This window comes from Neptunomonas phycophila (assembly GCF_001922575.1).
GTDB lineage: Bacteria > Pseudomonadota > Gammaproteobacteria > Pseudomonadales > Balneatricaceae > Neptunomonas > Neptunomonas phycophila.
The window spans coordinates 2,365,741-2,378,094 of sequence record NZ_MRCI01000001.1 but is presented as its reverse complement, the minus strand read 5'-3'; the positions used below and the strand labels follow the sequence as shown (position 1 = coordinate 2,378,094).

Below are 12,354 nucleotides of genomic sequence, written 5' to 3'. Positions count from 1 at the left end.
CCTCACATTAAATATCTGTCTGTGGGTTGAGGGTGTAATGGAAGAAGGCCAACGTTCGGCTAAGTGGTACGAGTCTATTTTAAACCGCCGTACTATGATTTGTGTGTTCACAGGCTTTGCTTCCGGCATGCCTTTGTATGTTTTGTTTCAGTTGTTACCTGCCTTCCTAAGAGACCAAGGAGTTGGCTTAAAAGAAATCGGCTTATTTGCGTTGGTAACATTCCCCTATACGTGGAAATTTGTATGGGCCCCTTTCCTCGATAGTTATGCGCCTCCTTTTTTAGGTCGACGCCGTTCTTGGATGTTGATAACCCAAGTCCTTCTTCTGGTATCTATCGCTTGCTTAGGTAGTTTAAACCCTGAATTTAGTATTGGGATGATTGCGTATCTTGCGTTGGCAGTGGCTTTCTTTAGTGCGAGCCAAGACGTGGTGATAGATGCTTATCGCCGTGAAATCCTCCCCGATGAAGAGCTCGGTTGGGGGAATTCAGTGCATGTTCAAGCATACCGAATTTCAGGTTTGGTGCCAGGGGCGCTAGGGTTAATTCTGGCTGATATCATGCCTTGGAGCAGTGTCTTTGTTGTTGTCGCATTGTTTATGCTGGTGGGCATTGGCATGACCTTGGTAATAAAAGAGCCTGATACAGCAGCCCGCTTACCCACTAGCCTAAAAGAAACCGTTACCCAGCCATTCATTGATTTTATTAAACGCTTTGGATGGAAGCCAGCAATAACAGCGCTATGTTTTATGTTTCTTTATAAGCTTGGCGATAACATGGCGACAGCTTTGTCGACACCGTTTTACATCGATCTAGGGTTTGAGTTGACCGAAATAGGCGTAGTAGCCAAAAGCTCAGCTCTTTGGGCCTCAATTGTTGGTGGTATCTTAGGGGGGCTGTGGATGATAAAGCTGGGTATTAATCGGGCTTTATGGATTTTTGGCGTTGTGCAAGTGGTCACTATTTTAGGGTTCGCTGCCTTATCTGAAATAGGGGCGAATTCGTGGGTGCTCGCTATTGTGATCAGTCTGGAATACTTAGGAGTAGGGTTGGGAACGGCAGCCTTTACCGCTTATATAGCGCGCTCAACAAGTGTCGCTTTTGCTGCTACTCAGTTTGCCTTATTTACAGCATTAGCCGCTTTACCCCGAACGTTTGCCAATGCGACGACAGGCTATATTGTAGAAGCAGTCGGATGGACTGACTTTTTCTTAATTTGCGCGGTGTTATCGTTACCTGGAATGGTGTTGCTATGGTGGTTGGCTCCATGGAGAGGAGATAAAAAAATAGAGGCCGTGTGACGCAGGTGAAACAAGATGTATAGAGCGGAAGCGTTCGTGTAACCGTTCACTTGCCGCTCTGCTTTTCCTTGGCTTGGCTTTAGACGCGTAAACCGCCGTCTACTTCAAAGCAACGACCGCTGATATAGTCATTTTCTAGGATGAAAGTGACCGTTTTAGCGATTTCTTCCGGCTTTCCTAATCGTTTAGCAGGTATCCCCGCCTCTACTTTTTCTAGGGCTTCGGGTTTCATGCCCAATACCATTTCGGTGCCTATATAGCCCGGTGCTATTGAAGCGGCTCTGATATTATACCGTGCCAATTCTTTAGCCCATGTAACAGCCATGGCCTCGACGCCTGCTTTGGTTGCAGAGTAATTGGTTTGTCCCATGTTACCGGCCCGAGATATGGATGAAATGTTAATTAGGCATCCAACACTTTGGGTTTCAATCATTTTAATGGCGGCTTCACGAGCACACAAAAAACTGCCAGTTAGGTTGACGTCCATGACTTGGTTCCACTGATCAATGGACATTTTCTTGATGACCTTTCCGTCTTTTACTTTGACAAAAAGCCCATCACGTGTGATACCCGCATTATTAACTAAGCCATTCAAAGCGCCAAAGTCACGAATAATATCGTTGAATAATGATTCTACTGCTTGCTCATCGGCTACGTTTGCAACGTAACTTTTTGCCTCTACACCTTTTTCGCTGCATAGACCGACTGTCCTCTCTAAGTCATCTTCGCTCAGGTCGACTAAGGCTAATTTAGCGCCTTGATCGGCTAGTTCTAATGCCATGGAGCGGCCTAATCCGCGACCTCCACCTGTAATAACGATTACTTTGTCTTTTAAATTCATTTTACCGTTCCAGTCTGAGTTGTTCTTTTTAGGGGTAATTATTTATTGCGGTGCAACAAAATTAGGCGCTTTACAGAAAATCGTCCATGCTTCATTAGTGGTATTTGTAAAGGTACAAGGAAGTAAAGTTTGTGCGAAAGAAAACGGCATGGTTAGGTGTGAACGGTTCTATTATTATCTGAGTGTTCTAATAAGCAGGGCACGAGTTTGCTTGCGATTTTTAGAGGCATCTGGTCTCATTTAAACTAAAACCCAGTTGAAGAGATGTTATGCCTATTCTTTTTGTTCTTTTTATTCTCATTCCCATAGTTGAAATTACCGTCCTTATAAAAGTAGGTGAGGCCATTGGCGCGTGGTACACCATAGGCCTAGTTCTATTGTCGGCTTTCATCGGGGTTAATATGTTACGCATTCAAGGTCTATCTACTCTGGCTAGAGCCCAGCAGCGGATGAGTCAAGGAGACATGCCCGGTCAAGAAATGATTGAGGGCATTGTATTGGCTGTTGGTGGCGCTATGTTAATTACACCTGGGTTCGTGACTGACTTTTTTGGGTTTTGCTGCCTTATCCCGTTTACGCGTAAGTGGATAATTACACATGCGTTGTCCCGTTTTACCGTTGTAACTACGCACCAGACTGGGGACAGCTTTCATGAAGCACCGAGTGATCCTTTTCCTCCTGAGTCATCGCCCTTCAAATCGTCTAAAAAAGATATCCCACGCCAAGGGGACATAATTGATGGTGAGTATCGTCGAGAGGACTAAAAAAAATGATTTTTTTTAGTTCTTAGCTATTGAAATTCAGATAGTCGGCCCCATCAAGCTTTCAACCGGTAACCAGATGGTTACGGCCATTGACATATCATTAGCTTATGCCTTTTGATCAACCATCAGGAGATAGATCAGATGAAAATTCGTCCACTTCACGATCGTGTAGTCGTTCGCCGCAGTGAACAAGAAAAAACAACTGCAGGGGGCATCTTGCTGCCAGGTTCGGCTGCTGAAAAACCTAATGAAGGTGAAATTGTTGCTGTTGGCCAAGGTCGTGTTCTTAACAACGGTGAAGTCCACCCGTTGGCTGTAAAAGTTGGAGATAAAGTTCTGTTCGGTCAGTACGCAGGTTCAAACGTCGTTAAAGTTGACGGCGAAGAGCTACTGATCATGAACGAAAGTGAGATTTTCGCGGTACTAGAAGGCTAATTGACATCTTTTTAATGTCTTCTTGCGATTAACCAGAATTAACTAGTTACAGGATTAATAAAAATGGCTGCTAAAGACGTATTATTTGGTGATGACGCGCGTCAGCGCATGCAAGCGGGTGTAAACATCCTAGCGAATGCAGTGAAAACAACATTAGGCCCTAAAGGTCGTAACGTCGTACTGGATAAATCATTCGGCGCACCTACCGTAACTAAAGACGGTGTATCTGTTGCTAAAGAGATCGAACTTGAAGATAAGTTCGAGAACATGGGCGCACAGATGGTTAAAGAAGTTGCATCACAAGCTAACGATGCGGCTGGTGACGGTACAACCACGGCGACTGTTTTAGCTCAGGCAATTGTCAACGAAGGCCTTAAGTCAGTAGCTGCAGGTATGAACCCAATGGACCTGAAGCGCGGTATCGACAAAGCAGCCGCTGCTGTTGTTGAACAAATTCGCGCGATGGCCGTTCCTTGTGCTGACTCTAAGTCTGTTGCGCAAGTAGGTACTATCTCTGCAAACTCTGACTCAGTCGTGGGTGAGCTGATTGCTGAAGCAATGGAACGTGTGGGTAAAGAGGGTGTAATTACCGTTGAAGAAGGCTCCGGTCTTGAAAACGAACTAACCGTGGTTGAAGGTATGCAGTTCGACCGTGGTTACTTGTCTCCTTACTTCATCAATAACCAAGACAACATGTCTGTAGAGCTGGACCAGCCTTACATCTTATTGGTTGATAAGAAAATCTCTAGCATCCGTGAGTTGCTTCCTACGTTAGAGCAAGTAGCTAAATCTTCGCGTCCATTATTGATCATTGCTGAAGATGTTGAAGGCGAAGCGCTGGCAACATTGGTAGTTAACAACATGCGCGGCATCGTTAAAGTTGCTGCTGTTAAAGCTCCAGGCTTTGGCGATCGTCGTAAGGCTATGTTGGAAGATATCGCTATCTTGTCTGGCGGTACGGTGATTTCTGAAGAAGTTGGTCTAAACCTAGAAACAACGACACTGGAACATCTTGGCCAAGCAAAACGCGTTACGATCACTAAAGATGTTTCGATCATTGTTGATGGTGCTGGTGATGCCGCGACTATCGAAGGTCGTGTTAACCAAATCCGTGCTCAAATCGAAGAGACTTCTTCTGACTATGACCGCGAAAAACTTCAAGAGCGTGTTGCTAAACTGGCAGGCGGTGTTGCTGTCATCAAAGTGGGTGCCGCTTCAGAAGTAGAAATGAAAGAGAAAAAAGCACGTGTTGAAGATGCGTTGCATGCAACTCGCGCAGCGGTTGAAGAAGGCGTAGTTCCTGGTGGTGGTGTTGCTTTGATCCGTGCGCTTCAACGCGTAGAAGGTTTGGAAGGTGATAACCATGATCAAACGATCGGTATCCAATTAGCACTACGCGCTATGGAAGCACCTATCCGTCAAATCGTATCTAACGCTGGTGGTGAAGGTTCGGTTGTTGTATCTAAGATTCGCGAAGGCGAAGGCTCTTTTGGCTACAACGCTGGTAACGACACATATGGTGATATGTTAGAAATGGGTATCCTTGACCCAGCTAAAGTAACTCGTTCTGCATTACAAGCAGCAGCGTCTGTTGCTGGCTTAATGATCACAACCGAAGCTATGGTTGCTGATAAGCCACAAGAAGGCGGCCCTGCAATGCCAGATATGGGCGGCATGGGTGGAATGGGTGGTATGGGCGGCATGATGTAAGCGCCTTTTCCCGCGATGGTAAAAGCCTTTTAGGTTTTTATCAGAATCTAGCCCGCAAGCTCTGTGCTTTGCGGGCTTTTTATTGTCTAAAAGAAAAAACAATCATGTATCAGTTACTGTCTTCAGGAACATAAGCATTAACTACCTCAACTCGCGCATTGAGCTTTTGAAGCAGATGGATCAAAGAGGACTTTTCGTCGGGTGTTAAGTCACCCAATAACAGGTCTTCACGTTTGAGAGCTACCGTAAGTACCTGGTCATGACGCTCTTCGCCATGTGCTGTTAAGCTGATGATTGTTGATCTTCCGTCTTGTTCATCTTTGGCAAACAAAACCAGCTCTCTCTTATGTAAACTTTTCAGAGCACGGCTTACGGCGGCTTTATCAAGCCCTATCACTTGGCAAATTCTATTTGCGGTTATGCTTCTTTCAACTCTTAGCAGTGCCAATATTCTCCATTCGACAACACCAATATTAAAATGCTTTCGGTAACAGTTTGAAGCTCCGCTAGATAGTTTATTGGCAAGAAATGTTACTAATGCGGGTACATAGACCTTCAGATCTAATTGGGTGGTCTTATCATCATCAGGGTGATTTGGCATCTAAAGTCTTTCTCAGTTCTGTTTTCATATAAGGCACAAAGCCGTCAATTACTGAGCATAATACAGTAATTAAAGGTTAAGTGATTATAGGGTGTATGCATGAAAGGCTGGTAGATTAAGTTGACATGTCAACTTAATTTTTTGTATTGTTGATATGTCAACTGTATTGAGTCGTAAACTAGGGCGTGCAAATTAGAAAATAAAAATAAGAGGTTAATAATGACAGTACGATATTTTAAGAATGATGGAATTCGAGACAGCCGTGAAAATAGCGTTTCTGCGTACCCTTTAGATATGTGGTATGTGGTTGCTTTAAGTAAAGAGTTGTCCTCAGTCCCTATTGCTCGAATGGTGCTTGATAAGCCTATTGTGATTTATAGGACTCCAGATGGGCAGGTTAATGTGCTTGAAGATCGTTGTTGCCATCGGGATTTACCCTTGTCCTCTGGAACCATTGAAGAACAAGGAATACGCTGTGGGTATCACGGTTTGTTGTACGACGGTTCCGGAAAATGTATTGAAGTTCCCGGGCAAAAAAAAGTGCCTTCTAAAGCGAGGGTCTCGTCTTATCATGTTAAAGAACAAGATGCTCTGGTGTGGGTTTGGTTTGGGGCTGAAGAAAACTCAGAGCCTTTAAGCCAGCCGCCAAGGTATGAGGTTCATAACGACGAAACGTATGTGTATGACGGAGATGTCTATCACTATGATGCGCCTTACCAATTGATTCACGATAACCTCTTAGATTTGAGTCACCTAGGGTATGTGCATCTTCATACCATAGGTGGGGATGCCAAAATACACATGAATGCTGAAATGAATGTAACCAGTGAAGGGAACACTGTCAGTGTTAAACGGTATATGCGTAATTCGAATCCACCGCCAACATATTTAGCGGCTTACCCATTTAAAGATAAGGTTGATCGTTGGCAAGAAATTGAATTTTGCCCTTCTCATCTAAAAATTTGGACTGGGGCTGTAGATGTTAATACCGATGCGGTTGATGATCCTAACCGTGGCGGTTTTCATATGCGAGGGCTTCACTGCATCACCCCAGAATCATCCACTAGTTCTCATTACTTTTGGACGATGGCGACTAATCCTATTGATAATGTTGAAGACATAAAGGCAAAAGTTATTGAGCAAACCGCTTTAACTTTTGATGAGGATAAAGTTGTTATAGAAGCGCAATATGCAAACATGAAGCGTTTCGAAGGGAAGCCAATGATTGATATTCATGTTGATGTAGCTGCTAACAAAGCTAGAAGGATTATAGAGAGTATGAAATCCTCGTAAGTGCATCGTTGCTCTAGCTGATAATCACCATCTTTAAATATCAATAACAAGGATGAAGTCATGAAATTTATGAAAGTTTTTTTTGTCATGCTGCTAAGCATGGCAATGGCAGCGAATACCTATGCTGATGTTTATAAATTACGTCTTGGCCACTTTTGGCCTGCAGGTTCAAGTGTCGATCAAGTTATTAATGACTGGGCTGAAACTATTAAGACAGCGTCTAGTGGTGAATTAGTCATTGATATATACCCCGCTCAAACACTAGCCAAAGCGGCGCGCAGTTATTCGGCAGCAGCAAGCGGAATTGTAGATATAACCATCACGGCGCAAGGCTATATGGCTGGGCGCTTTCCTGTAACTCAAATCATTGAGCTGCCAGGGATCGTGGAAACGGCCGAAAATGCCAGCTGTGTTTTGCAAAAGCTTTATGATGAAAAGCTAATTAGTAGTGAATATCAGGATACGCACCCACTTTTCTTTTTTGCACATGGACCTGGGCATATACATACAAACGGGAAAAATATTTTATCACCTGAAGATCTTAATGGTTTGCGCATCAGGCGTGCGACAACAGTGGTAGCGCAAGCCCTCGCTAAACTAGGCGCGCAGCCGGTTGGCATGCCAGCTCCTGAAACTTATACAGCCGCTCAACGCAAAGTCATAGATGGTGTAGCATTTCCGTGGCAGGCTATGAAGGATTTTCGCTTGAATGAACAGCTGGATACGCATACTGAGCTTGCGCTTTATACACTTTCATTTATTACCACAATGAATACCGAGTCTTATGCTCGATTGCCGAATCATCTTCAAACAGTCATTGATGAAAATAGTGGTATGGAGTGGGCCCGAATTATGGGACAAAAGCTGGATAACCTTGATGCCGCTGGCCGCGCTGAAGCCTTAGAAAAAGGACACACCATTAATACAATCAGTGGACTGGCTGAAAATCCAGAATGGAAGCCTGTATTAGACCAAGTAGTCAGGGGGTATTTAGAGACGGTGAATACCCAACATCTAGAAGCTGGTAGGGTGTATGAGAAAGCGCTTGAGTTTAAAGAGAGCTGTGCTGCGTAGAATTTAGTGGTGATAGGTATAACAAGAAAAATTGTAACTACTCAAGTTAAGCACCGCAAACAAGCTACTGCCTAACGGTAGCGACATTCATAAAAAAAACTGTACAGTAATCTTAGAAAAGTATCGTATTACTTAATCTGTTTTCTAATCACATATAAAAGAGAGCTAATAATATGAGCATACAGCCTTTTCATCTAGCGATTCCTGTATTTGATGTGCCCTTAGCGCGTGCTTTTTATCGAGAGGTTTTTGGCTTAGAAGAAGGTCGATCATGTGAAACGTGGGTTGATTTTAACTTCTATGGTCATCAACTCGTTATCCATCACCACCCAAAAACCCTTTCGCAAGAAGAGGCGGTAACTAACCCAGTTGATGGTCATGATGTACCCGTGCCTCATTTTGGTGTGGTATTAAAGTGGGATCAGTGGGAGGCACTCGCCGAACGGTTAAAATCGCTGGATACACCGTTTGTAATTGAACCTTATATTCGATTCAAAGGACAAGTCGGCGAGCAAGCGACGATGTTTTTATTGGATCCATGTGGCAATGCACTTGAGTTTAAAGCGTTTAAAGATATGAGCCAATTATTTGCAAAGTAAAACTAGCCGTTTAAATGTAGGCCTTTGGTAGGTGCGCTTAATGCACAATAATGGTCATGCGTTTAGCGTATAGCTACCAAAGGAATTTAAATTGTCCCTGTTTGGTGGTCTGAGTAGTCTTAATAGCGAAACAGATGAACCTGTTAATTGCTAAGGGACTGAATAATGAAAAGAACACTATCGTTTTTAAGCAGTGCTGTTTTAGCGCTGAGTGTAATGGGCGCGCAAGCGGCTTCATTAAAAATGGCGTACGATGCTGATCCAGTTTCTTTGGATCCTTATGAGCAGTTGTCAGGTGGTACTATCCAGCTGTCACATATGACGTACGACCCTCTGGTGCGATGGACACAAGATCTGGAATTTGAACCCCGCTTGGCTGAGAAGTGGGAGCGGATTGATGAAAACACCATGCGCTTCCACCTTCGAAAAGGTGTGAAATTCCATTCAGGTAATGACTTCACTGCTAAAGATGTCGTGTTTACCTTTAAACGTTTACAAGAATCACCTGACTTTAAAGGGATTTTTTCGCCGTTCAAAGAAGCGGTGATGATTGATGATTACACGGTGGATATGGTTACCAAGGCACCGTTTCCACTCATGCTCAATAATATGACATACATTTTCCCAATGGATAGTGAGTTCTTTTCCGGCACGGATGAAAATGGTAACCCTAAAGATGCCATGGTAAAGCACGGAGATAGCTTTGCTTCTCGTCATATTTCTGGAACCGGCCCGTTTACTGTTGATTATCGAGAGCAGGGTGTGCGCGTCGAGTTTAAGCGTAATCCTAACTACTGGGATACTACTTCGCCGGGCAATGTGGATAACATTACATTAACACCCATCAAAGAAGGGCCTACACGCGTAGCCGCGTTGCTATCGGGTGACGTTGATTTTATTGCACCTGTTCCGCCGAGTGATCATGAGCGCATTAAAAAGAACGAAAATGTCGAGCTGGTTACGATGAGTGGCACGCGGATCATTACCTTGCAATTGAACGGTGAACGCGTCGAAGCTTTCAAAAACCCTAAAGTACGCATGGCCATTAACTATGCCATTAACCAACAAGGCATTGTTGATAAAATAATGAAAGGGTTTGCGACCCCAGCCGCTCAGTTTTCACCTGCCGGTTACCTGGGACACAACGAGTCCTTAACGCCGCGTTACGATCTTGAAAAAGCTAAACAGCTAATGAAAGAAGCTGGTTATGAGGATGGTTTTAGCATCACCATGATGGCACCTAACAACCGTTATGTGAACGATGAAAAAATTGCGCAAGCGGCGGCATCCATGCTGGCTCGGATCAATATTAAAGTGGATCTGAAAACTATTCCTAAAGCTCAATACTGGCCAGAATTTGATAAGCGTTCGGCGGATATCATGATGATTGGTTGGCACTCAGACACAGAAGATACCAATAACTTTTTTGAGTTCTTGTCGGCATGTCCTAATACAGAAACCGGTATGGGGCAATACAACAGTGGCAACTACTGCAACCCTGCTGTTGATAAAATGATGGTAGAAGCTAATAGCGAGACTGATACCGAAAAACGTGCCGCACTTATGCAATCGATGGAAAAAGCAGTATACGATGACGCTGGATTTGTCCCTTTGCACTGGCAAAATTTAAGCTGGGGAGCACGTAAGGGCGTAGAGGCCGAAGCGGTTGTCAACGTGCTTAACTTCCCGTACTTGGGTGACCTAGTCGTCGAGGAGTAATCCTCCTATTGAGTCAAGCCGCTTGATACAAGAAGGGGGAGTATCAAGTGGCTTGTTCGTTGTTTGTTCTGATGATTGGACTTTGCCCATGATTGCATTTTTTATAAAGCGTTTTTTTCAGGCTATAGTTGTGATGTTTGTTATTAGCCTGATTAGCTTTTCTATACAAGAGAACCTCGGCGACCCTTTACGTGAATTGGTTGGGCAGCGTGTAACAGAAGAGCAGCGCCAAGCATTGCGTGAGGAGATGGGGCTGAATGACCCATTTTTAATTCAATATGCACGCTTTGCAAAAAAAGCTATTCAGGGAGATTTAGGTAACTCCTATTTCTTTAAAGAGCCAGCACTAGAAGTCATCCTTAAAAAGTTACCCGCCACGTTAGAATTAGTGTTTGGTGCTACCTTAATCATTGTTTTATTTTCAGTTCCTGCTGGTGTTTATGCCGCCATCCGTCCTAAAAGCTGGTTGTCTCGGGCCATTATGGGGCTGAGTACAATAGGGATCTCCGTTCCTGTATTCCTGACAGCTATCGGTCTTATTTACGTCTTTTCAATTGAGCTGGGGTGGATGCCCTCCTATGGTCGGGGTGAAACGACCTCTGTTGTGGGTAGCTGGGAGACGGGGTTGTTGACAGCTGACGGTCTGATGCACCTGATCTTACCGAGTTTCACACTGGCATCTATCATGCTGCCATTATTTATCCGGCTAATTCGGTCGGAAATGATGGAAGTGTTGCAATCAGAGTATGTGAAATTTGCATGGGCAAAAGGGATTTCCCCTTGGCGTATCTATTTTGTACACGCTCTTAAAAACACTATGCTTCCCGTGATTACGGTGGGAGGCGTGCAAATAGGAACGATGGTTGCCTACACGATATTAACCGAGACGGTTTTCCAGTGGCCGGGAATGGGGTTCTTATTTTTGGAAGCGGTAAACCGGGTAGATACACCGTTGATCGTGGCTTATCTCATCGTAGTTGGCGGCATTTTTGTAGTCACTAATACCGTAGTCGATCTAATTTACGGGCTTGTTAACCCCACTGTTAAATTAGCAGGTAATGCACATGGCTGATTCTCTTTTTGATGGCACAGTTGAGCAACCAAGCCGTTGGCAGCGTTTTCGTGAATCTCATCTTTTCCATAGTTTTAAAACTGATCGTATCGCACAGGTCAGTTTAATACTGTTTACACTGTATGTGCTGGTGGCTTTATTAGCGCCACTTATTTCACCCTTTAACCCTTATGATCCGTCAACTATCGACATTATGGACTCAGAGCTACCTCCTGTTTGGCAGGACGGAGCGGATGGTCGCTTTCTTTTAGGGACAGATGCTCAAGGTAGGGATATGTTGTCGACCATTCTTTACGGTACACGAGTGTCCTTATTGATTGGTTTGTGCGCTGTTTTATTGCAAGCCACCTTAGGTATTGTTATCGGCTTGTTAGCTGGCTATGTAGGGGGGCGAATTGACAGCTTTTTAATGCGTATGGCGGATATCCAACTGTCGTTTTCTACCATGATGGTTGCCATTATCGTACTGGCTGTTTTTCAAGCGTCGTTTGGAACAGAGCTTTATCAGCGTTTAGCCATGCTCATGTTAATTTTGGTGATAGGTATTGCTGAATGGCCGCAATACGCACGGACTATTAGAGCTTCTGTATTAGCTGAAAAACGTAAGGAGTACGTCGATGCGGCTCGCGTAATGGGTTTTGGACAGATACGCATTATGTTTAGGCATATATTGCCCAATACCTTATCTCCTATTCTTGTGATTTCGACTGTTCAAGTCGCCAATGCCATTATTTCGGAGGCCTCTTTGTCTTTCTTGGGGCTGGGTATGCCGGTGACTCAACCGTCATTGGGCTCATTAATAGCCAGCGGTTTTGAGTATATTTTTTCAGGTGTTTGGTGGATCACTGTGATTCCTGGATTGGTGCTAATTGCATTAGTGCTAGTGATGAACCTGCTGGGGGATTGGCTGCGTGATGTGCTTAACCCTAAATTGTACAAGGGGTAG

12 protein-coding genes are annotated in these 12,354 nt (G+C 44.2%); 10 read left to right on the top strand and 2 right to left on the bottom strand.

Annotation, left to right across the window (positions count from 1 at the left end):
- Positions 1–37 precede the first annotated feature (37 nt).
- Positions 38–1,300 (top strand): AmpG family muropeptide MFS transporter, encoded by a 1,263-nt coding sequence (locus BS617_RS10765; protein ID WP_075172806.1) that lies wholly within the window; start codon positions 38–40, stop codon positions 1,298–1,300.
- 79 nt (positions 1,301–1,379) lie between these two features.
- Here the strand turns inward: BS617_RS10765 and BS617_RS10760 are convergent, their stop codons facing one another.
- Positions 1,380–2,141 (bottom strand): SDR family oxidoreductase, encoded by a 762-nt coding sequence (locus BS617_RS10760; protein ID WP_075172805.1) that lies wholly within the window; start codon positions 2,139–2,141, stop codon positions 1,380–1,382.
- Positions 2,142–2,410: 269 nt separating this feature from the next.
- On the opposite strand from BS617_RS10760, the gene BS617_RS10755 reads away from it, so the two are divergent.
- The 3 genes from BS617_RS10755 (at position 2,411) to groL (ending at position 5,050) form a co-directional block, all read left to right on the top strand.
- Positions 2,411–2,905, top strand: coding sequence for an FxsA family protein (locus BS617_RS10755; protein WP_075172804.1), 495 nt, complete (start codon positions 2,411–2,413; stop codon positions 2,903–2,905).
- Positions 2,906–3,046: 141 nt separating this feature from the next.
- A complete protein-coding gene (locus tag BS617_RS10750; RefSeq protein ID WP_075172803.1) occupies positions 3,047–3,340 on the top strand; it encodes a co-chaperone GroES in 294 nt (97 codons plus the stop codon).
- A 63-nt stretch (positions 3,341–3,403) separates the two neighbouring features.
- Positions 3,404–5,050, top strand: a complete 1,647-nt coding sequence (gene groL / locus BS617_RS10745; protein WP_075172802.1) for a chaperonin GroEL — start codon at positions 3,404–3,406, stop codon at positions 5,048–5,050.
- A gap of 109 nt (positions 5,051–5,159) precedes the next feature.
- On the opposite strand, the gene BS617_RS10740 is transcribed toward groL, so the two are convergent.
- Positions 5,160–5,651, bottom strand: coding sequence for a MarR family winged helix-turn-helix transcriptional regulator (locus tag BS617_RS10740; RefSeq protein ID WP_075172801.1), 492 nt, complete (start codon positions 5,649–5,651; stop codon positions 5,160–5,162).
- 219 nt (positions 5,652–5,870) lie between these two features.
- Between BS617_RS10740 and BS617_RS10735 the strand changes: the two genes are divergently transcribed.
- From BS617_RS10735 to BS617_RS10710, 6 genes are all read left to right on the top strand, one after another.
- Positions 5,871–6,944 carry an aromatic ring-hydroxylating oxygenase subunit alpha gene (locus BS617_RS10735; RefSeq protein WP_075172800.1) on the top strand — a complete coding sequence of 358 codons (1,074 nt, stop codon included), beginning with the start codon at positions 5,871–5,873 and terminating at the stop codon, positions 6,942–6,944.
- Between the two features lie 60 nt (positions 6,945–7,004).
- Positions 7,005–8,018 (top strand): TRAP transporter substrate-binding protein, encoded by a 1,014-nt coding sequence (locus tag BS617_RS10730; RefSeq protein ID WP_075172799.1) that lies wholly within the window; start codon positions 7,005–7,007, stop codon positions 8,016–8,018.
- Between the two features lie 173 nt (positions 8,019–8,191).
- Positions 8,192–8,617, top strand: coding sequence for a VOC family protein (locus BS617_RS10725; RefSeq protein WP_075172798.1), 426 nt, complete (start codon positions 8,192–8,194; stop codon positions 8,615–8,617).
- Between the two features lie 165 nt (positions 8,618–8,782).
- On the top strand, positions 8,783–10,336 hold the full coding sequence (locus tag BS617_RS10720) for an ABC transporter substrate-binding protein (RefSeq protein WP_075172797.1): 1,554 nt from the start codon (positions 8,783–8,785) through the stop codon (positions 10,334–10,336).
- Between the two features lie 88 nt (positions 10,337–10,424).
- Positions 10,425–11,408 (top strand): ABC transporter permease, encoded by a 984-nt coding sequence (locus BS617_RS10715; protein ID WP_075172796.1) that lies wholly within the window; start codon positions 10,425–10,427, stop codon positions 11,406–11,408.
- Complete coding sequence (locus BS617_RS10710) at positions 11,401–12,354, top strand: ABC transporter permease (protein ID WP_075172795.1); 954 nt, start codon at positions 11,401–11,403, stop codon at positions 12,352–12,354. Before BS617_RS10715 ends, BS617_RS10710 begins: the two co-directional genes overlap by 8 nt.

Coding starts and splice junctions, on each gene's coding strand:
- BS617_RS10725 (WP_075172798.1), top strand. CDS start 8,192: ATGAGCATACAGCCTTTTCATCTAGCGATTCCTGTATTTGATGTGCCC.
- BS617_RS10710 (WP_075172795.1), top strand. CDS start 11,401: ATGGCTGATTCTCTTTTTGATGGCACAGTTGAGCAACCAAGCCGTTGG.
- BS617_RS10765 (WP_075172806.1), top strand. CDS start 38: ATGGAAGAAGGCCAACGTTCGGCTAAGTGGTACGAGTCTATTTTAAAC.
- BS617_RS10720 (WP_075172797.1), top strand. CDS start 8,783: ATGAAAAGAACACTATCGTTTTTAAGCAGTGCTGTTTTAGCGCTGAGT.
- BS617_RS10730 (WP_075172799.1), top strand. CDS start 7,005: ATGAAATTTATGAAAGTTTTTTTTGTCATGCTGCTAAGCATGGCAATG.
- BS617_RS10735 (WP_075172800.1), top strand. CDS start 5,871: ATGACAGTACGATATTTTAAGAATGATGGAATTCGAGACAGCCGTGAA.
- groL (WP_075172802.1), top strand. CDS start 3,404: ATGGCTGCTAAAGACGTATTATTTGGTGATGACGCGCGTCAGCGCATG.
- BS617_RS10755 (WP_075172804.1), top strand. CDS start 2,411: ATGCCTATTCTTTTTGTTCTTTTTATTCTCATTCCCATAGTTGAAATT.
- BS617_RS10715 (WP_075172796.1), top strand. CDS start 10,425: ATGATTGCATTTTTTATAAAGCGTTTTTTTCAGGCTATAGTTGTGATG.
- BS617_RS10750 (WP_075172803.1), top strand. CDS start 3,047: ATGAAAATTCGTCCACTTCACGATCGTGTAGTCGTTCGCCGCAGTGAA.
- BS617_RS10760 (WP_075172805.1), bottom strand. CDS start 2,141: ATGAATTTAAAAGACAAAGTAATCGTTATTACAGGTGGAGGTCGCGGA.
- BS617_RS10740 (WP_075172801.1), bottom strand. CDS start 5,651: ATGCCAAATCACCCTGATGATGATAAGACCACCCAATTAGATCTGAAG.